Here is a 21,617-nt window from a genome sequence, read left to right on the forward strand (position 1 = left end):
TGGGATGGGCCGAACTGCGGCCACCGTTGAATATTGGGGAAGCACGATGACGGATCATCAAGGCGAGTCTGCGCCGAACAACCTTCAGTTGGTAGTTCGCAAGAGGAAGCGCGTCATCCTTATTCTCGCCCTGGTCTTGGTTCTGGCGGTCGGGTCCGGGGCGGCTTGGTGGTTCAGTACGGGTCTTCCGGCGGCCCAGGCTGCAGATGCACAGGCGGCTGCGCAGGCATCCGCGGATGCTGCGGCAAAGAAGAAAAAGGAAGACTCGGACGCGTTCTGGGCAAAGGTCCAGGCCGACAACACCAAGCTGTACGACAAGCAGCGCAGCGACGCTGCTTCTTTCAATGCCTCCCAGGCAGCCGACCAGGCTGCCCAACAGGCCGGCACGTCCGAATCGATCCGCACCCAGATGGAAGCCCAGGGATGGACTCGGTTCTCCGGACCGTTTTACTACCAGTACGCGCCAAAGACCGAGTACAGCTGCGGCTATCTGAAATGCTCCGTCGTGCACGTCACGACCATGGCGGCGGCAGGATGCCCTGGAGGGCTGTACGTAGCGGCCAGCATTGAGTACGGTTCCTCGTCGCTGGGCCTGGCCAACAGCATCACCGCCCCGCTGGCTCAAGGTAAGGACGCCATCGTGAAACTAGACGACACCACAGGCAAAGGTGACGGCATGCGGTTGGCTGACATTCACTGCCTCTAGTCGATTTCTGGCTGGTCAAGCAAGGATTGGGCAGTTTCTGTGTAGCATGGCGTCCATTGACGGCGACGCGTCCGATTGCCCGTGGGGAGGGTTTGAATGGCCGAGGTGAGGTCGGTTCTACGTAGCCAATCGGACACGCTGCCTGTCAGGCCGCAGGCGGGGAAGTGGCAGATGCGGGCCGTTTCCTTGATCGTCGGGAACCTGGTCGCTTTTGGAGATACACGTGCTTCACACCATTAAGGACCAGGGCGGCGGCGTGATCCCGACCGTGCCATGGGAGCCGACGGTCCGGCACCCCATGCTCCACGGTTTCAGCGCCGCAGCCTGGCAGCGGGTCTCCATAACAAGTTTCCTGACGTTTATAGGCGCAGGGATCCTCATGGTTGGGTTTGCGATCGCAAGCAGCCATGGCGCCGGTGTTACCAACCTCGCCGTCGCTTTTTATTGCATGCTCCTGCTCGCGGGACTCACGGCGGCCGTGTCGGGTGCGGCCTCCACCTACAAGGCCCGCAGGGAGTACCGGCACGGCTACACGACCCTACAGAGCTTCTCCAAGTACGGCATGTACTACAGGACGCTCCTTCAACTCGACCCACACTCCGGCGTGCAAGTCAGGGCCGCCGGGGAACCGAAGCTTGCACAGTCGGAGCTCACCCAACGCTGGGTCGCTTCCCGCGCCCTGTACCCCCATGCGGACAGGATGTCCCGGCAAGACGCAGCCGAGGCGGCCGCGACGGCCAGAAGGGTCAATGAGACAAACCTGGAACTGATCAGGGCGAAATCAACCCGTGCCCGACTAGTCAACAGATTCGGCGCCGCCGCCGGGAACATGCGCGCGGACGCCCGGAAGTACACGTCCGCGGCACTCCTCACTGCCGGCGGCGGGCTCCCGGCATTGATTTTCTGCCTCGTGGGGGTATCCCTTGGAAAACCGGTCTGGGTGGTTCCTGCAATTATTCAAGGCTCCGTCATTGCCGTCCTAGCGCTGATCGGCCGGCGGAAGAGTGTGCACGCCGCGCGGCTCGCGGCGGAGTTTCTGGGTGTGGCCCTTAAAGACCTTCCGCCGTGGACGAGCATCGGCGCACCAGATTCCCCTTTCCCTAAGGACCACGCGGCGGGCAATCCTGTAGCTTAGGGACCTGGGTGGTGCTGCTTAGCCCGTGTCGATTCGTCCGACCTTTGCACCCGGTGACCCGGGCTCTCGACGGAATGTTGGCCGAGTTTGAGATACCTGAGCCGCGTGGCGAGGCTCCGGTTCCGTCTGCCCATCGGCCAGAGTTTTGTGATGACTCAGCTGTCCCGCACGCAGCGGAGGCGGGTCGCGAATCAGATCAAGGGCCGGGAGACGGTCCATCCCGAAGAGGTGACCGTGGTGCTCGCTGCCGCCCGGCAGGGTCTTGTCGTCCAACGGTTCTCACTGCGCCTGCTGCCTGCTTACGTTCTGTTCTTCCTGGGAAACCTGATGTGGACGGACTGGGTCCTCGCGAAGGTGCTGTACGTCATCACCTTGATCCTTTTCGTCGCGGTTACTCCCATCGCACTGAGAAGGATCCGGCGGACCACGGACGTCGTTCAGCGCACCGGCCCTGACGTCCGAAATACGTAGAGATTCAATCTCTTGGAAAGGCTTCGTACAAGCTAGGTCGGAGGAAGCTAGTCAGTTGTGAAAGTGCTAAGCGCCAGTTTCAGTCGCTGTTGCTGGTTGGTTCGCGTCTAGTTGTCCGCGGTGGTTCCGTCGCCGAACCTGTCGTAAAGGAACTCGGACATGGCGGTCTTGAGGGTGTCGATGTCGCAGGGAAGGGCGACGGCGTTGTGTGCGGCTCCTCGCATATCGCCGTGGAGGATGCTTTGCTCGAGCCCGTTGCAGGTTTTCTCCATGGAGCGTGCACCGACCATGTGGGCGTTGACTTTGAGGCTGAGGACGGCGTCCATGGCGTCCTCGTTTGTTGTGGCGATTGCGATTGCAAGTGGAGTTCAATTGATCGCCGGTTTGGGAAACTTCGATACCTCAAGAGCGTTTTGGAGAAAGGGCGCAGGGTTGCGACGGTGAGCCCCAACTTCCAGCGAATAGCCCCGGGCTACTGGCCTACTGGGTTGATGAAGGCCAGTCCTTCCGCGGTCTGGAAAACCGCGGTGCCGTCCCCTGATACGGCGATGGGTCCGAGAGTTGTCGTGTCACCGAGGGTCTTTGGCGTGCCGTCATTCAAGTCAAGGTACGCCGGTGTTGACGTGCCTTGCACGGCACTACTCATGCCATAAACGATTCCGTCGGCCCCAATGAAACCAGCTTTGAACGTGTCACTTGCATCGATCTGGACCACCTTCCCAGTCTCCGGGTTTGCGAAGGTGACGTTGGCGCCGTAGCCGTTCTCGTACTCGAGTACTCCAAAGTACGGCGCAAGGTTGGCACCCACGGGGTACATGCACAATTTATTGAGTTGGGGCTCGATAGAAATTGGTTTCCCGGTGTGGACGTCGATGGTTTCGCACGTGTTGGTGTTGCCGTTGGGCTCCAGAATCCTGAGATTGAGATACTTGCCAGCTGACGGAAGGCCTCCGTCGGTGTCACCGATGGCTGCGGTTTCGACAGTCCATCCCTGGCCGACAATAGGACCATAGTTGTTGTAGAAGTCCTTCTTCGGGGCTGTGACGTCTACCCCGTCAAAGCGCCCTAGCCATTTGGCATCCGTGACGGTGTCGGTTTTTCCCGTCTCCGGGTTGAAGATGTTGTGAGTCGCTGTGTCCATGCTTTGGTCACCGCTCTGTCCGTAAGTGAACAACGCTTGATTGCCGGTGGAATTGATGGGCTGGTTGTTATCTATTACAGCGTGCGTGACAAGCTTTCCTGTCGCGACGTCGAAGGATGTCAGTACTGCGCCCTTGCCGGCACTTTTCGTGCTTGTCGGATCAGGCACGAAAGTTCCGCTCTGTACGACTATCAGGTAGGACTTTCCACCGCTGGAAGCGACTGCAATGTAGGGTGCTGCCAGCCCATTGGATGACAGTTCCACAGGGGCTGGTGACTTTGCGATGACTACACCGTTTTTGTCATAAGTGGTAAATGCTGCGTCCGTGTTAGCCGAGCTATAACTCAATACCCCAATGGTTGTCTTCATGCTGTAGACCGAGTTTGCGGCTGGGCCAGATGTGTCCGGCGGGATCACCCACCCCGCACCACCCAGCCATTTCTTGGGCAGGGACTCACTAAGCGTGACCGATGGCGTCCACCCAGCACCGTGCATGACCTCAGGGGTCGGGGCGGTGGTCGACATGGGGACACCTGAGGTCAAATCGCCTGACGGCGAGGAGTCCACCGCGCCTACTGATGAAGATGAGCTTGAGGAACAACCTGTAACAACTAGCGGAGTGACCAGAGCGAATGCGCTGATGGCGACTATCGTCCTTTTGCCTATAAAGAAGCCTTGGCCGTCTCTGCTGGGACCGAAACGTAGCGGCTTGATCTGAGCCATTTTGTCCTCCATCTCCCCTGCTTTCGTAAAGAGGGGCTGCGGTCGAGACTACTGACGTCGGAAACCGCTCACTGTTCCTTCTTCCCCTTCACAATCCATTTGTCATCTGAAATGGGGACGTTTTGCGTGGGCAGGAGCCCAGCGGCATTGTCTGTCGATTCTTCCAGCACGGCGGATAATTCTCGTCCGCGTCACAATCGTCCGGCGTGTACCCCTTTCTGAGGACATGACGAGCGTCAAAGCCTCAAATCGCTTTTTACGATTGTCAGTCAGCTTTAGCATCCAGTGTGGATCGGGTAGCGGTCGAACCGTCAGCCAGATCCATCCGGGGGACAGGAAGCATCGGGCTTGCCGCCCCGGCGGAATTCGGGGGCCGCCATGGGAGGTTTCTCATCCAGATGATCCTTGCCGCTGGGGTCCCCGCCGCACCTTCACCCAGAGGGCATTCCGGCGTGAACGCCCTCTCATCGCACCCAGGGAGAACTACCATGAAAAAGCTCATTAGCGTTGCTGCCGCCGGACTCGTCCTGCTTTCCGCCCTTACCGGTTGCGGAGCATCCGGGGGGAACACCACGTGCAAGGATTTCCGCGCATCCGATTCCAGCAAGCAGACCGAAACCATCACCCAGATCCTCAAGGACAAGGGTGACAGCAAGCCCAGCCCGCTCAAGGTCTCCGCGTACAAGCTGACTGCAAAGGGTTTCTGTGAAGTGAAGAGCCCTGACACTAAGCTCAGCGAAATGTCTGGAAGCTAAGACGAAGGGCAGCAGCTGATGTCCAGAAGCGGCCGCCGGTTCCTTGTCGTGGTTCTCATCATCCTGGCAGTGGCCGGCGGCGCCCTTGGTTTCTTCATTCTCCAACCCGCGCAAGGACAGAGTGTCCCCCGTGCTACCAGCGGACCTGTCCCAGCGCCGGTGGCCGAAGCGGTTCAAAGCCTGCCGGCTGATCCGGCCGATTATGTTTCGGCGCAGAGCCCGGTTCGCGGAAGTATCGCGGCCGCCTTCCCTCCGGGAACCACCACGACCATTGTGCAGGACACATGGTCACAAACGGTTGACAATCAAGGCCTCGTCCAAGTGGCCATCACGAGGCCGGATAAGACCAAGGAGGTGTACGCGGCCATGATGGTTCTTGAAGACGGAAAATGGAAAGTTCTTGCTACATTGCCGGTGCAGAAATGATGCGTTTGGCAGCCAGGACCTTGACCGCCGTCGTGGTGGTCTGTTCGTTCATCACAGCCTTGCCGGCTGATCCTGCTTCCGCTGCCAGCCGACTTCCTGTCCCTCTAGCGGCCCAAGCTAATGCGTTTCCGGACGAGGTCTGTAGTCCCGATGTGTCACCCGCCAAGGCGAATGAGAAGGACAGCTCCGGGAAGGCGATCACTCCGACACCGATTCCCGGGAGAAGATCCGTGCCGGTGATCCTGGTCCACGGCTGGAACGGAAAAACCGACAACTTCACCCAGCCTCTCGACCTTTTCGCGGACGGGGGTGACGGCGGGAACGGAGTCCGTTTGCCTTACTCCATCACGGGACAGTTACAGACGATTCCAGGCCTCGCGGTCTACGACTTCGACTACAGCCAGTACGCCGACCGATGGGTCACCGACAGTAATATCGGTCCGCGGCTTGCCTCGGCGATCAAATGCCTGACCGACCATTACGGGACAAAAGCCGAAATCATCGCCCACTCGATGGGAGGGTTGGCCACCCGTTACGCCTTGGCGCAGACTCTATCCGGGACGACGATTGCAAATCGCGTGTCAGCTGTCGCAACTTTCGGGACACCAAACACTGGCTCCGCCGTCGCAACGGTCGCAAGCAATGCTCTGAACGGTGCAACGAACATCAAGGGCGTGGTTGGCGAAGCTGCAATCGCGGTTTGGCTCTTCACCCAGGTTTGTGGTCGGGAAATAACGCAAAGCACAACTAATCTGAGTCCGCCGTGTTCGAACGTCCCGAATTGGGCTGCTGGTTTTGACTCTGACGCCGCACGGGCAATGCACGTCGGGTCGCCCGAGCTCGCTGCGTTAGCACCATGGCCGGCAAATATTCCGGTGACGGCTGTCCAGGGATCGATCATGCTGCGCGGCCTCTCCTTGTTCGGAGCCGGCGACATCAGCGGGGGATTCAATGACGGGGACTTCATCGTCACCAACTCGTCAGCGTCAGCCTTCGCCACCACTACCAAGGACGAGACCTGCGGGTTTTCCCTGAATGCCGTGTTTGACAAGTCGGATACTCGCGTGGAGGCTACCCCAGCGGATGCTGGAACACTGAAGAACGGAGCGCTTAGCCTCGGCGTTCTGACCGGTCCAACGAATCCGTGCTTTCACGGGAACCTTCTGCAGACCATCAATGGGACCAACGTCGCGGTGGCCGCCATCAAGGCGTCAGCCCAAAATACGCCGATCCCTGAGGTGAACCAACCGCCACAGCCACCTTCACCTCCTCCGGCTGCCGCGCAGTCCGGAGCCAACGAGGGCGCCCAGACGCTCTGTTCGGTGTACTTGAAGATGACGTCAACCGAAAAGAACGCCGTCATCGTCCAGGTTGCGAGAGACCACAACTGGACGGACCGGAGCCCCGCGGCGATCAAACTCGGCCAGTACTCCGCAACCCTGTTTTGTGATACGCATTCAGGTGATGCACGCGTGGGACGGATCGACACCGGCTGATCGGCTCGGGCAGGCGTCGCACGCGGGTTGGACGGCCGGGGCAGCGGTCTGTCCTACCCTGCGACACAGATGTTGCCCGTAATCCTTTTGACAGATTCGTCATTCTTGCAAGTCACACTTGGAACATCCTCTGCCGCCGTGGAAACTGATGCTGTTCACCGGCGGCCGGTGACCACGATGGGGGTATCGCATGAATGTCGCACCAGTCCGTGCATGTGTCATTGACGACCACGACACCGTTATGGATGGTCTGGAGCTCGGCATTCACCGTGAAGGAAAACCACTGGGGGTAATCTTTGGGGGCAAAGCCCCGACGGTCGACGCCTTCCTGAAAGCCGGCCGGGCCATTTGCGATGTCGTCGCCCTGGACCTGCAGTTGGCCGACGGCTCCCGCCCAGGTGAGAACACAGCAAGGTTGATCACTGCAGGGTACAACGTGTTGGCGTTCACGTCCGGGACTAACCCAGCCCACATTCAGGAGGCTGTGGCGAACGGCGCGCTGGGCGTCTCTCTCAAAACGGACAAGGTAGTCGAAACTATTACCAAGCTCCGCCGGGTGGCGGCCGGCGAAACGATCGACGATATTTTCTTCGCCTCCGCCATCGAGGTGGACGCGGACTTCGTCGACGCCAATCTTTCCGAGCGGGAGCGAGAGTGCCTGGCGCTGTATGCCACCGGGTATAGCCAAGGACAAGTGGCACGTCGGATGGGCATCGCTGTGAGCACCGCAAAGGAGAACATTGACCGGATCCGCAAGAAGTATGTTGATGCAGGACGTCCCGCCGGCACCAAGGTCGACTTGTTTATTCGTGCTGTCGAGGACGGGATCATCGCCCCGCCGGAGCCAAAGCGAAAACGGGCTTCTTGGTTCCGGAAGGACGATGGGCAGTGAAAGCATTCGTGGCCGCCCCAACTAGTCTCTCTGCCCGGGCCACCCACAAGCTGATAGGCCGGGGTATTTCCGCCTTCGCTCTGCTGCTCCTCCTTCAGACATTCGGCCAGATCCTCAACCAGATGCAGTGGACCGCGGATTGGTGGGAGGTCGTCTTTTTGTGGACCTTCCTTGGCATTCTGGTCGTGTTCGTGGGGGCCTCGGTCCGCGGGCGCGGGCTTACCTTGTCCGCAGCTGTCCTATCGTCACTGGTCTTGATCGGCCTGCTTCTGTGGCCGGTAGCGGTGCCCACGAGCGTTCCAGCTACCATTGGAACACCCTGGCTGTGGGCAATGATTAACGTCGGCGCCGCATGGTGCACGTTCGCTTTCGGGACGATTTCCGGCTGTGCTTACACGATCTTCATCGGAGGAGCCTTCGCTGTTATCAGGACCATGCCCCAAGCCGCTTCGGCGTCGTTGCCGGTCGCATTGGAAGATGCAGCCTTCGCGACGGTCATGGGCCTGATTATCTGCGTCACCATCGGGATTCTCCGCCACGCAGCGCAACGGGTCGACACTGCGTCCGAGGACGCCATTGTTCAATACCGCGAGGCCGCCGAGGAGACGGCCATCAGCAACGAACGTCTCAGGCTTGACGCGCTCCTTCACGACAGCGTCATGACGGTCCTCATCACCGGCGCCCAGTCAGCCTCGCCTCGGGAGCGCCAAGCAAGCGCTGAGTTGGCTGGCAGTGCCCTTGAACGACTCGACCGGCAGGACGGCGAGGCCACCGAGGCAGCACCGGCAACCGTCGCCGAACTCGCCGCCCGCATCAGGTTCACTGTCGACGACGGCGTCGAAGATCCAGAGGTCGTCGTCAGCCACGACTCCCCAGACCTTCGGCTCCCCGGAATGATCGTCAGGGCAGTGTTCGAAGCGACCACGGAGGCGGTCCACAACGCGGCGCGCCACTCCGCGGCGACCCGGTGCGAGGTGCGGGTTACCGGGCACAAGTCCGGGGACAACGCCCGGGTCGCCGTCACCATCAAAGACAACGGCACCGGCTTCAACCCGGAACTAGTCTCGGACCGGAGGCTCGGAATCAAGGTGTCCATCAAGGGCCGTCTGGATTCGGTCGGCGGAACGGCCGACGTCATCTCGTCCCTGGGTGCGGGGACCGAAGTCCGCCTTGCCTGGACGGGAGCGGCGGCATGATCCGCGCGATTTCGATGACGGTCATGACAATCCTGTGCTCTGTCTTCGCGGTCCTGCACGTTATCCTTGGCCTTTTGTCATTGGACATGGTTTCGTCAACGTGGCAATCGTTGACGGCGATGGCCATCTACCTGGCTGCAACAGTCCTGGTGCTCCTCCCGGGACCTGGGCGCCTTCAGCGTTGGCGGGCGTTGTTCGCGGTGGCTGCCGTCGTGGCGATGACCATCCTCGTCGACAGTGTTTTGCCCACGAACACCTGGCCCGGATACGCGTCATGGCACGGTGCGGCCACCTATACGCTGATGGTTGTCGTCAACCTGCGGGACCGTGTGGCGATCTCCTGGCTGGGGGCAGCCTGTTCCGTGGCACTTCTCGCTCAATGGGCAGCCGGCACAACCATTGGCCTTGTCGGCGGACTTATGTTGAGCATCGCCACGGTGGGGTGGTTGACGATCGCCACCGGGATCGGTCACCTGCTTCGCACAAACGACGACAAGGTGGCCCAGTACGGTGGCGACGCGCGTACGGCCGCTGACTGGTACGCTTCCGAACGCGCCCTCAACCTGGCTCGCACTCAATGGATTGCGCACGTCCGCGAGATCACCGTTCCGGCGCTGACCAAGGTAGCCGACCCCGGCCATGAACTCTCAGACATCGACAGGCAGGAGCTTCGCCTGGTCGAAGCTCAGCTCCGCGACGAAATCCGCGGCCGTGTTCTGGCCACATCGGAAGTTGTCGCAGCTGCACGGCGGGCCAGGGAACGCGGAGTTGTGGTCCAGCTGCTCGATGACCGTCGCCAGGATATGACGCCCCGCATGCTCGCCGCCGTTTCGGAGCGGGTCGTCAGCATTCTCAACCAGGCACGAAGCGGTACCGTCACCGCCCGCCTCCGCCCCCAGGGCGGGAGGGCCGCAGTTACTATCCTCGCCTCCGACCCCGATGAGCACGACGAACCGATGCTGGTGGAGCTTCGGGATGGAAAAGACGACGCCTGACCTAGAGGGACGGGTTGTACCCCCTTTTGAGGACAAACCGGGCGACTTGTCACCAAAACGCTTCAGTGCTGGCTGACTGCGCCGATAGCATCCATCAGGATCACAGCCCCGCACCTGAACCTGGCTGGATCTCATTGGCTGGCGGCGATTGCTTCTGGCCTACGGCTGAAAAGAGGGGGAGGGCGATTTTGACCGCCTTAGTAGTCATTAGCTACATCGTGAATGCCGCAGTGTTTGCCTACGCGTTCACCCGCCCGAGCTCCGCGTGGCTCGCTGCGGACCGCAATCGATCATTCTGGCTGATGCTGCTGGCCATCATCGGCCTGATGGGGGTTCTTGGCATTGCCGCAGACGTTGCTTTTCTTATCGGTGTCCTGCCGCGGATGTCCGCGACGACCGGACCCCCGCCTTCAAAGGACCCGAACGTCCGAGCCAACCCCTTCACCAAGAACTGATCGGAGCATCTCGTGGTCTACAGCCCCTTGACCGTCACGGAGCCGGGAGAGCCGGAATCTTTCGCCTACCCGAGCATCACGGAGGACTTGAATCTGGTCTGGGACGGGCTCGACGGGGACATCATCGGCCCCATTCATGCCTCGGCCGCTTCGGTGCACCTCTATGACAACAACCGCAGCCAGTTCCGCAAGATCGCCTCCGTGGAGGACGTCCGGATCGACTGCTACGTAACCGAGTCGCGGTTCGCCATGATCTGCGAGAAATACGACAAGGGCGGCGGCTGGATCGGGGGAGGCGCCGCCCTTGTCCTGAACGCCGGAAGCAAGATCCTGGCCGCTAACCGCCGTCGCGGCAAAGCCCTCACCGGGCACCTCCGATACGCCTGGCTGCGACAGATCCTGTTCCAGCGCAAGGAAGGATTTCTGGGCATGGAGGCACTTCGGTTTGTCTACCAGTCAGAGGGCGCCCAAATGTACCTGCAGCTGACCCTGGACAAAACCACCGACAGCGCCGCGCTGGCCCACGAGCTGATGGAGCGAACAGTCGCATATCGCAAAGCTGACACCGACCCGTTTGATAGCGAAGAAGCCGAAGCTTTCGAGCGACTACTGGCAGCGGGTCGTGTCATCCAGGAGAAAGGCACGATGGGCAAATATGAATTCCCGACGAGCTGGCCTGCCGGCTCGGCGGCACAGTTCGCCCCGCCGGCGGCGCCCTCGAAGAATGCGCCCCAAGAACCGGAAAACCGCAACTAATCATGGAGGTCTCACAGTGAATAACAAGACGATCATCACCGCGCTCGGCGTCATCCTATTCTTTATTGCCGCCTTCAAAATGTCCGTCCTCGGGTACTACCCCAGCGATCTGGCATGGATGATTCCGATGTACATCGCCGGCTTCGTCGGAATCGTCGTTGGAAGAAAGATGCCTGCGAACAGAGGCTAACGCGCCCCTGGTGCTCACATTGGAGGAACCATGCCCAAGTATTCCCTGATGCTTGCCACGCTCATTGCCGGTGCCGCGCTTGCACTGTCAAGTTGCGTCGCGGCATCGCAGGCAACCCCTGCCTCCCCACCGGCTGCCTCGGCCCTGTCGAGTCACACCCTCGCGAGCTCGATTGGTCAGGACCAGCTCCCTTCGATCCTTCTGGATCAAAAGGATCAAGCCGCACTGCAAGCTATCGGCGGACAGCTGGACAAACCGAGAAGCAACACCGTTGGCTACATTGCCGATCTCACGAAGTCGTACTCTCCCGACGCCGCACCTATCTGCCTTTTCAATCGTGACGCCCCACTGGACGGCTCTGAAAACAAATCGGACAACGACTGGAATTCAGCGGTGTGGTCCGTCGAAGGCGGTAGCATGACGCTGGAGTCGGGAAACATACTTGGCGGGAGCTACCTCCAGGAAGCTGCACGTGCCTTTCCTAGCACCGCTGCCGCTACATCCCATTTGGAGGTCATCGACTCGCACATTCGCGGCTGCGCTGGATACACAGACATCAACGGCTCCAAGTTCACGACGAATCCCGACCCTCAAGGTACGTTCGGTCCAGGAACAATCTCTTGGGTCGAATCAGTCGAGATGCATTCAAAGACCACGGGGGCCGCCGCGTACCCAGACGGGACCAAATCGGAGGAGCAAAATGTCGAGTTCAAATCACGGAATGTCGTAGTTAGGGTCGCAACACTCGGCCTGACCCATGCAGATGTTCAGAAGCTCATTGATGCCGCGAAGGCAATGCTCGATGCCCTGTGACTGTACTGTTGCTAGACCTCAAGCAATCCTGATTGGCTAAGGAAACCATTGGACATGACTGCTGACCCTCGGAGACATCGACGGATCTGGGCGCTTTCTGCGGTGGCTGTGCTGATCGCAGCAGCCATCGTTGCTGCGATTATGCTCCCAGCCATGCCTACCGTCCAGCATTCCGATGGCGCTTCTCCGTCGGAGCAACCTTCGGCTTCGGCGAGTCCTTCCACTTCACCTCCCAGTGCAGCGGAGCTGGAAAGCGTCCAGACGGCACTCTCATCTGGATCGAATGATCTGGTGGCTCCATTGATTGGGGCCTCCCCGGGGACCGCATTGGCCAGCAATTTCTCCCAACAACTTGAAGACCTTCATATCCAGCTGGACCAAAAGTCCATGAAAGCTGTCGGGGGCGGCTGGGATGTCACTGCACAAGATAAAGCAGGAAAGATATGGCATGTGGGACTGATGAGAAATTCGACGGGCGTCCTCGTTATCGTTTATGGGGAGGCCGAGCAGTGAGGACCCTAACCGCCGTCCTAGTGTCCGTGGCACTAGTTCTCGGCTTGATTCTGTCTGTGACTTCCCTCCCGGCCTCAGCGGACACTCAGCTGAATTGCCAACCGCAGCCGAACAAAATCCCGGCTTCGCTGTCCGAGGTACCTGTGGTGTACGTGCACGGGTGGCTCGGAAGTGCCGACGGTTCTGCCGACGCCGCGGAAGACCTGTCTAGGGCCCTCGGGAGCGGCTACAAGGTGTTCGCCTTCGACTACTCGAAGCTGAACACCACGTGGGGTGCCGATTCGACAATCGCAGGGTGTCTTGCTGTGTACATTCAAGAGGCAGCAACTGCTTCCCGTGCTGGTAAGGGTGTCGGCAAGGCCGTGGCCGTTGCACATTCAATGGGCGGCATCGCCGTCAGGGCCGCTTCCGGGATTCTCGCTTCCACGCATAGCGAAGGCGATCTCGCCGGCCTCGTCACGCTAGGCACACCGCATCAAGGGTCACCATTCTCGGGCAACTACGCGACAGCCTCGGAATGGGAGCAGCGAAACATCCAGTTCAAGTCGCTGCCCCTACCAAAACCTGACACCGCCGCATCGAAGTGTCTCGCCTGGCCAAGGCCATCTGACTGTGCCACGGTGCCGTACCTGACAGCTGGGCAGAAGATCGCCACAATCGGCGGACAGATGACCGTCCAAATAAAACTCTTTGATCTCCAGCCGTTCCCGTCTGCGGATGCAGTTGTCGGGGACGGAATCGTCCGGCTTGATTCAGCGTGGGGCTATCTCGGCTCGGCGGCGGGCACCGTGCCGAACGGATCGCTCATCGGGATGGACATGGTCACGTGCCAGATCAGCACCAGCTACATCAACTACACCGTAATGAATCAATTCGGCCCGTTCGCAATCGGCCTTCACATGTGGACGGACTACGGTGCACTCGACCAACTTGTTGCCGGAAAGGCGGGGATCCGCGGCGCAGAATGGGCTGCTGCTATTGGTATCGCGGGCCCCCCGTGTGCGCACGGCAACCTCCCGACCAACAGACAAGCTGACGCTTTGGCCGCGAAGTACGTAAAAATAATGGCAAACGCCCGCCAGACCGAAATTGTGAAGCTCGACCCTTGGTCAAGTCCTGATGGCCCGACGGGAGCCACGCAGTTCACGTTCAGTGGTACACCGGATGTATTTTCGGGCTACTGTAGCCAGACGGACTCCTCGGATCGCCACGATGTCTACTCGTGTTCAACAGAAAAAGGGCCTGGTGGCTCTCATGCCATCTGCTTTGCCAAACCCGGATCAACCTCGGACTATGCCTGTACGGGCGGAACTCCTACAAAATGGATGGTCCTGCACGGCATGATCCGGAGCGATCAGGCGCCGACCAGTGGAGCCAATTCCGCGTTCCTCCCCGTTTTCCTCGACTTGGCGAACGGGACCAACTGCACACGGTTTCAGGGCTTCGCCGCCCCCGGTCCACCGCCCGGGCGCGACGTCGGCTACTTCTGCGAGGGCCAAGGAGGCGGTGTTGCCGGCTTCGTATGGTCGAAACCCCTCAATACCGTCGGGTCCGTGGATGCCAGGCTCTGGGACGGCAAGGCGGCTTCAGGCCAGTACCAAGTGTCCTACGGGCAAACAGGTCAGGTACCTTCTGAGGTCGAAGTTGTCCGGGCCTACGGCTAGAAATGCAAGCATCGCCTGCCTGCTCGACCAGGCCTGGCCGGACGTTTGACATGGCGCTCTGCTTCTCGTCGATCTGACGCGGGGCCGATGGCCGGCGCGCCTGAAGTAAGCCACCGAACCGTACTCCTGATCTCGATGATCGCCTAGGAACATCCATGCACGGGCTATACCGCCGGTTCCTTACTGAAAAACGTCGAGCACCCACCCGGCATCCGGAATTGCTTCGAAGTGCCGGGTGAACAGCCGGAGCAGTGCTGGCCGGGTGTCGGAGCGGAAGCCGTCAAGTATCTGGGCCATGTCCAGTTCCACGTCGTCGTCCATCGCGAAGTCGTAGTACCGGTACCGGGAAAGCAGATTCCAGACCTCGGCGTCGCCGTCCATGTCCGCCGTGAACGCGAGTGAAGACAAGAAGCGGATGAGGTCCACAGTGTCGTCCGGAGCCCACTCCCGTTGAACCATCCTGCGGGTGGTGATCCAGCGAAAATCCAGTGGTGACGGCTTCGGGAGGCCGCAGACTGTGAAGACCCCATCAACCCAGGCCAGCACATCCTCGCAGCGGGTTGCTCCAGAAAGTGCATCATCGGCGAGGTGATACAGCGCGTCCGAGTCCGGGGCCGTTGGAAGCCAGGCCAAGGACGCCTCCGTCAGCTGAGCGACCGTGCTGTATCCGCACACCCACAGCGCAACGGCGCACAGCCAGTCCGGGTCAACACACGCCGGACGGCCCTCCGGCCCACCGCTCCCCGTCACGCCTTAGCCCCCATGGCCGCCAGCCTACCGCGGGGGCGATGGTGCCGCAGGCCCTTCGGGTCGGAGGACGAGCCATATTCAAAAGCACCGACCGAAGTCGTCGTGTTTGCCACATCGATAAGCAACAACTGACAAAGCGTCTCGACGGGAAGGATGAATACCTCCTTATTCGCACCACAACCCGGTCACGATAACTCTGAGCCGAATGCGGGGAACAGGCATGCACGAAACGGTGAAGCAGCTGAGAGCTGGACGAACCGGCGGGTATCATCGGGACCATGGTGTCCCAGCGCGCTATCTTCGTCGATGCAGGTTTCCTTCTGGCCGTAGGCGGGACACAGATTGCGGGGACCTCCCTCCGGTCAGCTTTTCGCGTCGACTTCGAGAAGCTGATCCAGGGGATCGTGAAGTGCACGGAGGAACATTCCGGGCTGGATGTGCTGCGTACGTATTGGTATGACGCCTCCAAGGACGCGTTGTTCACCGATCAGCACAAACAGATAGGACTCCTGCCCGGCGTCAAGGTCAGGCTCGGACGGATCTCCTTCAACGGCGAGCAGAAGGGCGTTGACCTGAAGCTGGGCCTGGATCTGGTCGGGGTGGCCCGCAACCGGGCAGCCTCGGTTGCCTACCTTGTCTCCGGCGATGACGACCTGGCCGAAGCCGTCAAGGAAGCCCAGGACCTGGGGATGAAGGTCGTCCTGGTAGGGGTCGCCGACTCGGCGCACCGCCTCGGAGTGATGTCGGTCGCCGAGCATCTGGCCCTGCGGGTGGACAGCATCATTACCCTTCCAGCGGAGTTGATCGACGAGTGCTTCACGAAAATCGTCCAGGAAGCCCCGCGGCCAATTCCCGGGGCCCCCTCCCTCGCAGGACATCCGATGCCGCGCCCTGTTCCGAGGCCGGCTGCATCGGTGGCAAAGCCGGGGCCGCCAGCGCGTCCGCAACATGCTCTCCAGCGACCACATCCGGTGGAGGCGCATCTGGTGTACAGCTCCGGAGGCGCAGGCGCCACCTTTGTCCACGAAGACAGCCCCATGGACGTGGCACAGGAAGTCGGCGAAAGCGTCGCCGCCAGCTGGTACGGCTCGGTATCCCAAGGTGAGCTGAACGAGCTGCTCGCTGACAGGCCAATCCTTCCCGTAGAGATCGACCGGGTACTCCTGAAAGACTGCGCCCAGCGGATCGGCGAATACAAGACCGACCTGCAAGGAGTCCGCAAAGCTCTGCGCCTGGCGTTCTGGGAAAAGCTGGACGCGCTCATCTGAGTCCATTGGCGCCATTCTAGGAGCATTCAGGCGCCAGCCGCCTAAGCTAAGAGACTGTGTCCGATGAAGGCCCGCGCCCGGTTTCCGGCTGCATTCGGTGATACTCGATTCATGGTTATTCACGTCAAGCTCAGCGACCGACAGACCGCCGCCACCGACGACCCGCTGCGACGCTCGTGGTTCGGGTTCGATCCCGGGGCGACACCGGCAGAACTCTGGCAGAACAACCGCGGGGACTGGAGCCTGTTGGCGGAGCGCATTGCAGCGGAGCGCTGGGCAGAGCTGAACCATGGAGGCCGGATCGTTGTGGTGGCGGAACTGGATGGTCCTGCATACGAGATCCTGACGGGTACGACCCCGGCAAAGAAGGCCCTGTTCGGCCGCGTGCTGCCAGAGGGGCACCCGGTCCGCGAAGCCCTGTTCGAAAAGCCCGTCGTGTACCCGCCAGGCAGCAGGAACCCCAGTTGGTATGACGCCCATCCAGGAAGGGTTGCCGCAGGCGCTGGATCGTCCAGGCGAAACGGGCCAGGGGCTGCAGAAGGACGCTGCGGTCCGGTAAGCAATAGAGGACGCTGCCCAAGGATCGATTGATGAATTACTTCCGGGACCGCGGCTTTACCGTCACGGATACCCGGCTGAACCACCCCTACGACGCGGCGGACGACAAAGGAACGGAACGGATCTACCTTGAAGCCAAAGTCACCCAGAGCCGAGGGGCTTCCGTCATCGTCACCCGCAACGAGGTCAATCACGCCCGGCAGCACCCCGGTGCCTCCGTCATGGGGATCTGGTCCGCGATGAAGCTGGTGGACGGCGTCGTCGAACCGGGGTCGGGCAAGTTCAGGGTTCGCCCCTTCAAACCCGCAGGACCAGGACCTGCATCCCCGTGACTTCGACTGGATGCTACCGGACACTCCGGCCTGACGACGGTCCCGGACCGGGCCCGCGCCGGCGTCTCATGGACAGTCGTCGGCCAGTGAGGGCAAGGCGACCCCAGGGCGAAAGGGGGCGTGGGCGAGCACGTAACGGTTCGCTGACGCCCTGACGATTCGATGTCCGCCAGAGCGCCAGCGTGGACGTCAGTTCTTCTTGAGGTTTACCGTTGTCGTGGTCCCGAGCGCGCTGGCTTTGTAGCTGATGGTGCCCCCTTCGTACTTGAAGTCCTTTGTCGCGTCGCTTGAAGCCAGGAGGGCGGATTTCGTGGCTTCTGTATCCCGCTGCGACGTCCAGGCGTACGGTTCGGTGGCGCTGGTCGGCGGGGCGAACGTGCCAACCCAATAGATCGAGGTCGTATTGCCGCCATCGCTCACCCAGTTGATGGTTATCTTGTCGCCAGTGATCGTGGCTTGCTGGTACGACTTGTCGCTGTTGGAGTTGCTTTGCTTCCATGTCCCGGTAAGGTCGGGAGCCTTCGGCGCTGCCTGGTCAGCTTTGGACTCGACAGTACTCGACGTGGTAGTGCCCGCTCCACCACATCCAGTCAAGGCAAGTACGGCGGCGATGGCGATAGGAGCGATGAGATTCTTCATGGATTCCCCCATAGGAAAAAGTGAATGATGCCCGAGAATCATATGCCGCTACCGCCGCCCGATCTTCATGTGACGGCGCGAGGGGACCTATCTTCGCCGCCTCAATTGCCCCGAGAGGGCGCGGCGGTTCCCATGAACGTTCGCCTGGGAAGTGATTTCACCAAACAAGCCCACCTATACGGCAACAGGCGGCAACCACCAGGTCTGCTAGTCTCACAGACTCTAGTTAAGGGGAACGTCGTCCCGGCGCGGTTTTTCCTGTCGTTTTAAGAAGTCGACTGCACAGGCGCCCGCGGAATTCCGGGGTAGTGCAGACGAGTATGGACAATCAAATCGAAACGCCAATGCGTCCAGTGCGGTCGGCAGTGCACTCGGGTTGGGTTCGGAGTGTCGACGTCCGTCTCGAGACTAAGCTCATCGAGGACGTCATACATGCACAGAGGCCCGACCCCAGTTATACGGCGCCTCGGCCACCTCGGCGAGTTCCGCCCGAAGCGCACGAGAACACGTTCTATGCTGATCTGGCCAACTGCGAACCGGCGGTGGGAGCGAACAACACGAGTGTCCATCAGGCCAAGGGCGCTCCAGATAAGGGGTCGGGGAACCGCATGTCGGGCAACATTAAATACGAGTACAAGTCCGTCCAGACCATGCGCGGCTTGGAGAACCGCTCGATTGAAAAGGCGCAGAATGAGGGCGGTTGGGAACTCGTAGACCAGGCCCAAGGCACGCTGCGGACCACGCTGAACTTCCGGCGCGTGAAGCCCGAGACGTTCCTGTCGAAGGCATGGGACGCGTTCCGGGGTCTCGCCCCTGCGAAGCAACGATCCCTCGCGGCAGCGGTGGCCGTTCTCCTGGTCCTGGCTGCCGTCGGCATCGGAATCGCCGCCGCGCACGACAAAGGCGACCCCAAAGCCCAGAACAGCGCTACTAAGTCGACCGGGTCAGCGACCGTGAACGAGACGCCCATCACGTCGCCTACTCCGACCCCGTCGCCTAGTCTTACCCCGTCTGAAGAAACCGAGCCGATCATCACCGCCGAGAACAACAAGGAGCTCGCGGCACTGTTGAACCTCGGCGACAACTGCGACCCCTCCATGGCGCAATTCGCGGCCAAGTACCAGGACCAGAAAATTGAGTTCGACGGTTCCATCGAGAACATGCAAAAGCACGAGAAGTACGACACTCGATACGACATCCTTCTCGGCCCCGGCGACGCAGGGCCGAACACCGGCGTAGGACCCGCGTTCAAGTACGACAACGTGAACATGTTCGACCTCAACCTCACCGGCATGAACATTCCGTCCAGCGTCAGCACAGGCGCCAAGTTCCGGTTCACCGCCAAAGTCGGCGCGTACAACCCCAAGCAATGCCTGTTCTTCCTCACTCCGGTCTCCACCACAGTCCGGTAAAAGGACAAAAGCTAGCAGGGCTGCACCTCGCTGTACGTGACGATCAGCGGACTGCTTCGGCCCCGGAATGCCAGTCGATGGCGTCCGTCACGCCCTGTGTCAGGCGCCTCAGGGTGCCGGCAAGGCTGGCATCGATGCAGGGATAGGTAGCTGCGGCCTCGGCGACGATGGAGCGGATTTCCTGCCACGTGATCCAGCAGACGGTCTCCGGTATGGCCTGGACGAGATGCTCGACATCGGACGCCGTCAGGGCTGCGGCGGAGCACAATTCCTCCAACCCGATGGTGACCCCCTCGAAGAGGTCGATCCGTCCGGCTGACTGAATACGGACCGGGGGAGTGGAGGCCATGATGACCAGGAGTAGCTTGTGCTTCCGCGAGTCGGTCATCAAGGCAAGGTACTCGCGTGCCAGTTGTGTCTTCTGGAACTGGGCCGCAGTACGCGTGCCTTTGGCCTCTATGAGCACCGCGGCGGAGTCTGTCCAGATCGCGGCATCCGGTTGAACCCGGACACCGGTGCGCGGAATCGTGATCTCGTCCGGGAACATCTGCACGGTGGCTTGTTCCAGATCCGTAGCCAGCAGTGCCCGGGTCTTTTCGGCTCCATGGGCGGCAAGAATGACGGCGCCCAGGAATGCTGTCCGGGGGAGCAGCGACAGCAACAGCATCACTTCTGCCGTGAGGACGTTCTCGTCCCCGCGTCCGCCGTTCCTGAGGCGACGGATGCTCGAGCCCGCCCATGACAATTCGTCGACCAAGCGGCCGATAACTGAGACAGGCGATGCGGATTCCATGGCTTGACCCTATATGCGCAGTGTTGGATAACCCGGTAGGGCGCCGGTGTTCCGGGAAGCTCCTTAATGATCGTGCAAGCCGCACCCCCAGGAGTCATGCGAACACTCGAATCGGACCACCAAGCTTGGGAACCGAGAATCCTGGAGAGAAACACCCGAGTCGGCAGCTTTCGTTGTTATCTGACTCGCAGTCGGTAACAATCGGCAAGTGAGATTTGATGGAGTGCTTCCCGAGGACGCACCCGACCCGCGCCTCGAGCAGGCCAGGCGTCTGGCACTGATGCCGATCCCGATCATGGGGCCGGTGCCGCAGCCTTCGCTGGAAGATCCGGACATGGTCGGCACCCAGTACGCGAAAGATTCGCGAGGATACAACGAGATGTCGGCAAGCATCACCTACACGCTGTGGCGCAACCGCGCTGAGCGATCCGACCCGATAAATCTGGCCGAGTTCGACGAGCAGACGCGAAGGTCGATCGAAGACGTTCCGCCTTGGCCGCGGCCGGCCTGGCTGGTTGAAGGGGTTCAACGGATGCGGTACCCCCAGCTTTGGGAGGCCGTGCGGACCACATGGTACCGCGAGGCTCCCGAACGCTCGTCCCCGGCCCGGGTGCTGGCCGAACACATGAACCACATCCTCATCAACCGCTACCGGCGCGAATGGCTGGGAGGCGTTGCCGGGGACCGTAACGCCGGGTACCTCAGGAGTCGTCCAGCCAACGGTGAAGTGGCCGTTCGGATTGACGGAGTCGAAGTGCAGGGGGTGGAGATCGACACCGACCCCCTCGTGTACGGGGTGGGGCGTCCCTCGGACAAAGCGGGGTTGTGACGGCCGTCCTGCCACGCGATGAGCTCGGCTACATACGCATTGAATTCGCGGAACGCCCGTAGGCTTTGAGGACATCCATGGCAAGGGGTCAGGATGAAGCATCCTCGGAGTTTGGCCGCGGCCGCCGTGGTGCTCGGTTTGGCCCTTTCCGGGTGCCAGGCGGCAGCCGGACCGCCCACACCGGGATCGACCTCAGCGGTGCCCGGCCCGTCGTCCTCGGAGTTCACTGCCATCATCCAGACTGCTGTGGAGGACCGGAACGGCACGGTCCTCGATGTTCCGCCGGCTCCCCGCCTGGCCGAAGGGCAGACGACGGCGGCCTACCGGGCTAAGCGCGGACGGGACCTTCCGGTGGTGGCCCGGTCAAAGGCCGGGTTCAAGTCAAAGGGCTTCTGGTACACGGACTTTTCGACGAAGATCACGGTGGAATCCGTGGAGGTGACCGGGTCGACAGCAAGCGTCCATTTCAAGGAACTGACCGAAGAACACCAGGCCTCGGCGGCGAACGGGCCAAGCAACGTCCCGTCGGGCTACTCGGTATCGGAGACGGCTACGTTCCGGGGATCCGCGGATGGATGGCAGCTGGACAGCATCGCCCCTTCCGCGCCGGGAGGCCTCTTGCCGATGTCCATCGTCATGGGCTGAAACCGGACCTGCCCCTAGTCCTCGGTCTGTTCGGCCTAGGACCCGCCAGGCGCACAAAGAACCA

The 21,617-nt window shown here is 61.0% G+C and carries 27 protein-coding genes; 21 read left to right on the forward strand and 6 right to left on the reverse strand.

The window, feature by feature from the left end:
• Positions 1 to 4: 4 nt before the first annotated feature.
• From ABD884_RS10255 to ABD884_RS10265, 3 genes are all read left to right on the forward strand, one after another.
• Entirely contained in the window at positions 5 to 706 is a 702-nt protein-coding gene (locus tag ABD884_RS10255) for a hypothetical protein (RefSeq protein WP_345044689.1), read from the forward strand.
• A 223-nt stretch (positions 707 to 929) separates the two neighbouring features.
• Complete coding sequence (locus tag ABD884_RS10260; RefSeq protein ID WP_345044694.1) at positions 930 to 1,841, forward strand: hypothetical protein; 912 nt, start codon at positions 930 to 932, stop codon at positions 1,839 to 1,841.
• 150 nt (positions 1,842 to 1,991) lie between these two features.
• The gene (locus tag ABD884_RS10265) at positions 1,992 to 2,312 is read left to right on the forward strand and encodes a hypothetical protein (protein WP_345044697.1); all 321 of its coding nucleotides are present in this window, start codon (positions 1,992 to 1,994) and stop codon (positions 2,310 to 2,312) included.
• Between the two features lie 107 nt (positions 2,313 to 2,419).
• Here ABD884_RS10265 and ABD884_RS10270 read toward each other — a convergent pair whose 3' ends face one another.
• The 3 genes from ABD884_RS10270 to ABD884_RS10280 form a co-directional block, all read right to left on the reverse strand.
• Positions 2,420 to 2,638: a hypothetical protein gene (locus ABD884_RS10270; protein WP_345044701.1), complete on the reverse strand. Its 219-nt coding sequence runs from the start codon at positions 2,636 to 2,638 to the stop codon at positions 2,420 to 2,422.
• Positions 2,639 to 2,784: 146 nt separating this feature from the next.
• The gene (locus ABD884_RS10275) at positions 2,785 to 3,978 is read right to left on the reverse strand and encodes a hypothetical protein (protein WP_345044709.1); all 1,194 of its coding nucleotides are present in this window, start codon (positions 3,976 to 3,978) and stop codon (positions 2,785 to 2,787) included.
• A 463-nt stretch (positions 3,979 to 4,441) separates the two neighbouring features.
• Positions 4,442 to 4,666: a hypothetical protein gene (locus ABD884_RS10280; RefSeq protein WP_345044723.1), complete on the reverse strand. Its 225-nt coding sequence runs from the start codon at positions 4,664 to 4,666 to the stop codon at positions 4,442 to 4,444.
• Between ABD884_RS10280 and ABD884_RS10285 the strand changes: the two genes are divergently transcribed.
• From ABD884_RS10285 to ABD884_RS10340, 12 genes are all read left to right on the forward strand, one after another.
• Positions 4,665 to 4,931, forward strand: coding sequence for a hypothetical protein (locus ABD884_RS10285; RefSeq protein WP_345044726.1), 267 nt, complete (start codon positions 4,665 to 4,667; stop codon positions 4,929 to 4,931). The two genes, ABD884_RS10280 and ABD884_RS10285, sit on opposite strands and share 2 nt — an antisense overlap.
• Before the next feature lie 18 nt (positions 4,932 to 4,949).
• Positions 4,950 to 5,357: a hypothetical protein gene (locus tag ABD884_RS10290; protein WP_345044731.1), complete on the forward strand. Its 408-nt coding sequence runs from the start codon at positions 4,950 to 4,952 to the stop codon at positions 5,355 to 5,357.
• Positions 5,321 to 6,853: an esterase/lipase family protein gene (locus tag ABD884_RS10295; protein ID WP_345044735.1), complete on the forward strand. Its 1,533-nt coding sequence runs from the start codon at positions 5,321 to 5,323 to the stop codon at positions 6,851 to 6,853. The genes ABD884_RS10290 and ABD884_RS10295 overlap by 37 nt, the downstream gene beginning before the upstream one ends.
• A 190-nt stretch (positions 6,854 to 7,043) precedes the next feature.
• Positions 7,044 to 7,745 carry a sigma factor-like helix-turn-helix DNA-binding protein gene (locus tag ABD884_RS10300; RefSeq protein WP_345044740.1) on the forward strand — a complete coding sequence of 234 codons (702 nt, stop codon included), beginning with the start codon at positions 7,044 to 7,046 and terminating at the stop codon, positions 7,743 to 7,745.
• Entirely contained in the window at positions 7,742 to 8,941 is a 1,200-nt protein-coding gene (locus ABD884_RS10305; protein WP_345044746.1) for a sensor histidine kinase, read from the forward strand. The genes ABD884_RS10300 and ABD884_RS10305 overlap by 4 nt, the downstream gene beginning before the upstream one ends.
• Entirely contained in the window at positions 8,938 to 9,936 is a 999-nt protein-coding gene (locus tag ABD884_RS10310; protein WP_345044749.1) for a hypothetical protein, read from the forward strand. Before ABD884_RS10305 ends, ABD884_RS10310 begins: the two co-directional genes overlap by 4 nt.
• Before the next feature lie 188 nt (positions 9,937 to 10,124).
• On the forward strand, positions 10,125 to 10,391 hold the full coding sequence (locus ABD884_RS10315; protein WP_345044753.1) for a hypothetical protein: 267 nt from the start codon (positions 10,125 to 10,127) through the stop codon (positions 10,389 to 10,391).
• Positions 10,392 to 10,403: 12 nt separating this feature from the next.
• Positions 10,404 to 11,147, forward strand: a complete 744-nt coding sequence (locus ABD884_RS10320; protein ID WP_345044756.1) for a hypothetical protein — start codon at positions 10,404 to 10,406, stop codon at positions 11,145 to 11,147.
• A 16-nt stretch (positions 11,148 to 11,163) separates the two neighbouring features.
• Entirely contained in the window at positions 11,164 to 11,337 is a 174-nt protein-coding gene (locus ABD884_RS10325) for a hypothetical protein (RefSeq protein ID WP_345044759.1), read from the forward strand.
• Positions 11,338 to 11,367: 30 nt separating this feature from the next.
• Positions 11,368 to 12,150, forward strand: coding sequence for a hypothetical protein (locus ABD884_RS10330; protein ID WP_345044763.1), 783 nt, complete (start codon positions 11,368 to 11,370; stop codon positions 12,148 to 12,150).
• Between the two features lie 54 nt (positions 12,151 to 12,204).
• Entirely contained in the window at positions 12,205 to 12,663 is a 459-nt protein-coding gene (locus ABD884_RS10335; RefSeq protein ID WP_345044768.1) for a hypothetical protein, read from the forward strand.
• Positions 12,660 to 14,327 (forward strand): esterase/lipase family protein, encoded by a 1,668-nt coding sequence (locus ABD884_RS10340; RefSeq protein ID WP_345044773.1) that lies wholly within the window; start codon positions 12,660 to 12,662, stop codon positions 14,325 to 14,327. The genes ABD884_RS10335 and ABD884_RS10340 overlap by 4 nt, the downstream gene beginning before the upstream one ends.
• Before the next feature lie 180 nt (positions 14,328 to 14,507).
• Here the strand turns inward: ABD884_RS10340 and ABD884_RS10345 are convergent, their stop codons facing one another.
• A complete protein-coding gene (locus ABD884_RS10345; protein ID WP_345044778.1) occupies positions 14,508 to 15,077 on the reverse strand; it encodes a hypothetical protein in 570 nt (189 codons plus the stop codon).
• 278 nt (positions 15,078 to 15,355) lie between these two features.
• On the opposite strand from ABD884_RS10345, the gene ABD884_RS10350 reads away from it, so the two are divergent.
• The 3 genes from ABD884_RS10350 to ABD884_RS10360 all read left to right on the forward strand — a co-directional run bounded on the left by ABD884_RS10350 (position 15,356) and on the right by ABD884_RS10360 (position 17,235).
• Positions 15,356 to 16,345 (forward strand): NYN domain-containing protein, encoded by a 990-nt coding sequence (locus ABD884_RS10350; RefSeq protein ID WP_345044781.1) that lies wholly within the window; start codon positions 15,356 to 15,358, stop codon positions 16,343 to 16,345.
• Between the two features lie 111 nt (positions 16,346 to 16,456).
• Positions 16,457 to 16,936: a hypothetical protein gene (locus ABD884_RS10355; protein WP_345044784.1), complete on the forward strand. Its 480-nt coding sequence runs from the start codon at positions 16,457 to 16,459 to the stop codon at positions 16,934 to 16,936.
• Positions 16,936 to 17,235, forward strand: a complete 300-nt coding sequence (locus tag ABD884_RS10360; RefSeq protein ID WP_345044787.1) for a protein NO VEIN domain-containing protein — start codon at positions 16,936 to 16,938, stop codon at positions 17,233 to 17,235. The genes ABD884_RS10355 and ABD884_RS10360 overlap by 1 nt, the downstream gene beginning before the upstream one ends.
• 189 nt (positions 17,236 to 17,424) lie before the next feature.
• Here ABD884_RS10360 and ABD884_RS10365 read toward each other — a convergent pair whose 3' ends face one another.
• A complete protein-coding gene (locus ABD884_RS10365; RefSeq protein WP_345044791.1) occupies positions 17,425 to 17,874 on the reverse strand; it encodes a hypothetical protein in 450 nt (149 codons plus the stop codon).
• 320 nt (positions 17,875 to 18,194) lie between these two features.
• On the opposite strand from ABD884_RS10365, the gene ABD884_RS10370 reads away from it, so the two are divergent.
• The gene (locus ABD884_RS10370; RefSeq protein WP_345044796.1) at positions 18,195 to 19,286 is read left to right on the forward strand and encodes a DUF4839 domain-containing protein; all 1,092 of its coding nucleotides are present in this window, start codon (positions 18,195 to 18,197) and stop codon (positions 19,284 to 19,286) included.
• Positions 19,287 to 19,329: 43 nt separating this feature from the next.
• On the opposite strand, the gene ABD884_RS10375 is transcribed toward ABD884_RS10370, so the two are convergent.
• Positions 19,330 to 20,079 carry a hypothetical protein gene (locus ABD884_RS10375; RefSeq protein ID WP_345044801.1) on the reverse strand — a complete coding sequence of 250 codons (750 nt, stop codon included), beginning with the start codon at positions 20,077 to 20,079 and terminating at the stop codon, positions 19,330 to 19,332.
• A 208-nt stretch (positions 20,080 to 20,287) separates the two neighbouring features.
• Here ABD884_RS10375 and ABD884_RS10380 point away from each other — a divergent pair, with 208 nt between their 5' ends.
• A complete protein-coding gene (locus ABD884_RS10380; protein ID WP_345044804.1) occupies positions 20,288 to 20,908 on the forward strand; it encodes a hypothetical protein in 621 nt (206 codons plus the stop codon).
• Between the two features lie 93 nt (positions 20,909 to 21,001).
• Positions 21,002 to 21,553 carry a hypothetical protein gene (locus ABD884_RS10385; RefSeq protein WP_345044809.1) on the forward strand — a complete coding sequence of 184 codons (552 nt, stop codon included), beginning with the start codon at positions 21,002 to 21,004 and terminating at the stop codon, positions 21,551 to 21,553.
• Positions 21,554 to 21,617: the final 64 nt, after the last annotated feature.

This window comes from Arthrobacter methylotrophus, assembly GCF_039539965.1.
Taxonomy (GTDB): domain Bacteria; phylum Actinomycetota; class Actinomycetes; order Actinomycetales; family Micrococcaceae; genus Arthrobacter; species Arthrobacter methylotrophus.

Bases quoted from the DNA above. Each gene is read 5' to 3' on its own strand.
- ABD884_RS10375 (WP_345044801.1), bottom strand. From the start codon at position 20,079: ATGGAATCCGCATCGCCTGTCTCAGTTATCGGCCGCTTGGTCGACGAA.
- ABD884_RS10370 (WP_345044796.1), top strand. From the start codon at position 18,195: ATGGACAATCAAATCGAAACGCCAATGCGTCCAGTGCGGTCGGCAGTG.
- ABD884_RS10355 (WP_345044784.1), top strand. From the start codon at position 16,457: ATGGTTATTCACGTCAAGCTCAGCGACCGACAGACCGCCGCCACCGAC.
- ABD884_RS10285 (WP_345044726.1), top strand. From the start codon at position 4,665: ATGAAAAAGCTCATTAGCGTTGCTGCCGCCGGACTCGTCCTGCTTTCC.
- ABD884_RS10360 (WP_345044787.1), top strand. From the start codon at position 16,936: ATGAATTACTTCCGGGACCGCGGCTTTACCGTCACGGATACCCGGCTG.
- ABD884_RS10265 (WP_345044697.1), top strand. From the start codon at position 1,992: ATGACTCAGCTGTCCCGCACGCAGCGGAGGCGGGTCGCGAATCAGATC.
- ABD884_RS10280 (WP_345044723.1), bottom strand. From the start codon at position 4,666: ATGGTAGTTCTCCCTGGGTGCGATGAGAGGGCGTTCACGCCGGAATGC.
- ABD884_RS10290 (WP_345044731.1), top strand. From the start codon at position 4,950: ATGTCCAGAAGCGGCCGCCGGTTCCTTGTCGTGGTTCTCATCATCCTG.
- ABD884_RS10385 (WP_345044809.1), top strand. From the start codon at position 21,002: ATGAAGCATCCTCGGAGTTTGGCCGCGGCCGCCGTGGTGCTCGGTTTG.
- ABD884_RS10330 (WP_345044763.1), top strand. From the start codon at position 11,368: ATGCCCAAGTATTCCCTGATGCTTGCCACGCTCATTGCCGGTGCCGCG.
- ABD884_RS10295 (WP_345044735.1), top strand. From the start codon at position 5,321: ATGGAAAGTTCTTGCTACATTGCCGGTGCAGAAATGATGCGTTTGGCA.
- ABD884_RS10365 (WP_345044791.1), bottom strand. From the start codon at position 17,874: ATGAAGAATCTCATCGCTCCTATCGCCATCGCCGCCGTACTTGCCTTG.
- ABD884_RS10335 (WP_345044768.1), top strand. From the start codon at position 12,205: ATGACTGCTGACCCTCGGAGACATCGACGGATCTGGGCGCTTTCTGCG.
- ABD884_RS10350 (WP_345044781.1), top strand. From the start codon at position 15,356: ATGGTGTCCCAGCGCGCTATCTTCGTCGATGCAGGTTTCCTTCTGGCC.
- ABD884_RS10310 (WP_345044749.1), top strand. From the start codon at position 8,938: ATGATCCGCGCGATTTCGATGACGGTCATGACAATCCTGTGCTCTGTC.
- ABD884_RS10275 (WP_345044709.1), bottom strand. From the start codon at position 3,978: ATGTCGACCACCGCCCCGACCCCTGAGGTCATGCACGGTGCTGGGTGG.
- ABD884_RS10255 (WP_345044689.1), top strand. From the start codon at position 5: ATGGGCCGAACTGCGGCCACCGTTGAATATTGGGGAAGCACGATGACG.
- ABD884_RS10300 (WP_345044740.1), top strand. From the start codon at position 7,044: ATGAATGTCGCACCAGTCCGTGCATGTGTCATTGACGACCACGACACC.
- ABD884_RS10270 (WP_345044701.1), bottom strand. From the start codon at position 2,638: ATGGACGCCGTCCTCAGCCTCAAAGTCAACGCCCACATGGTCGGTGCA.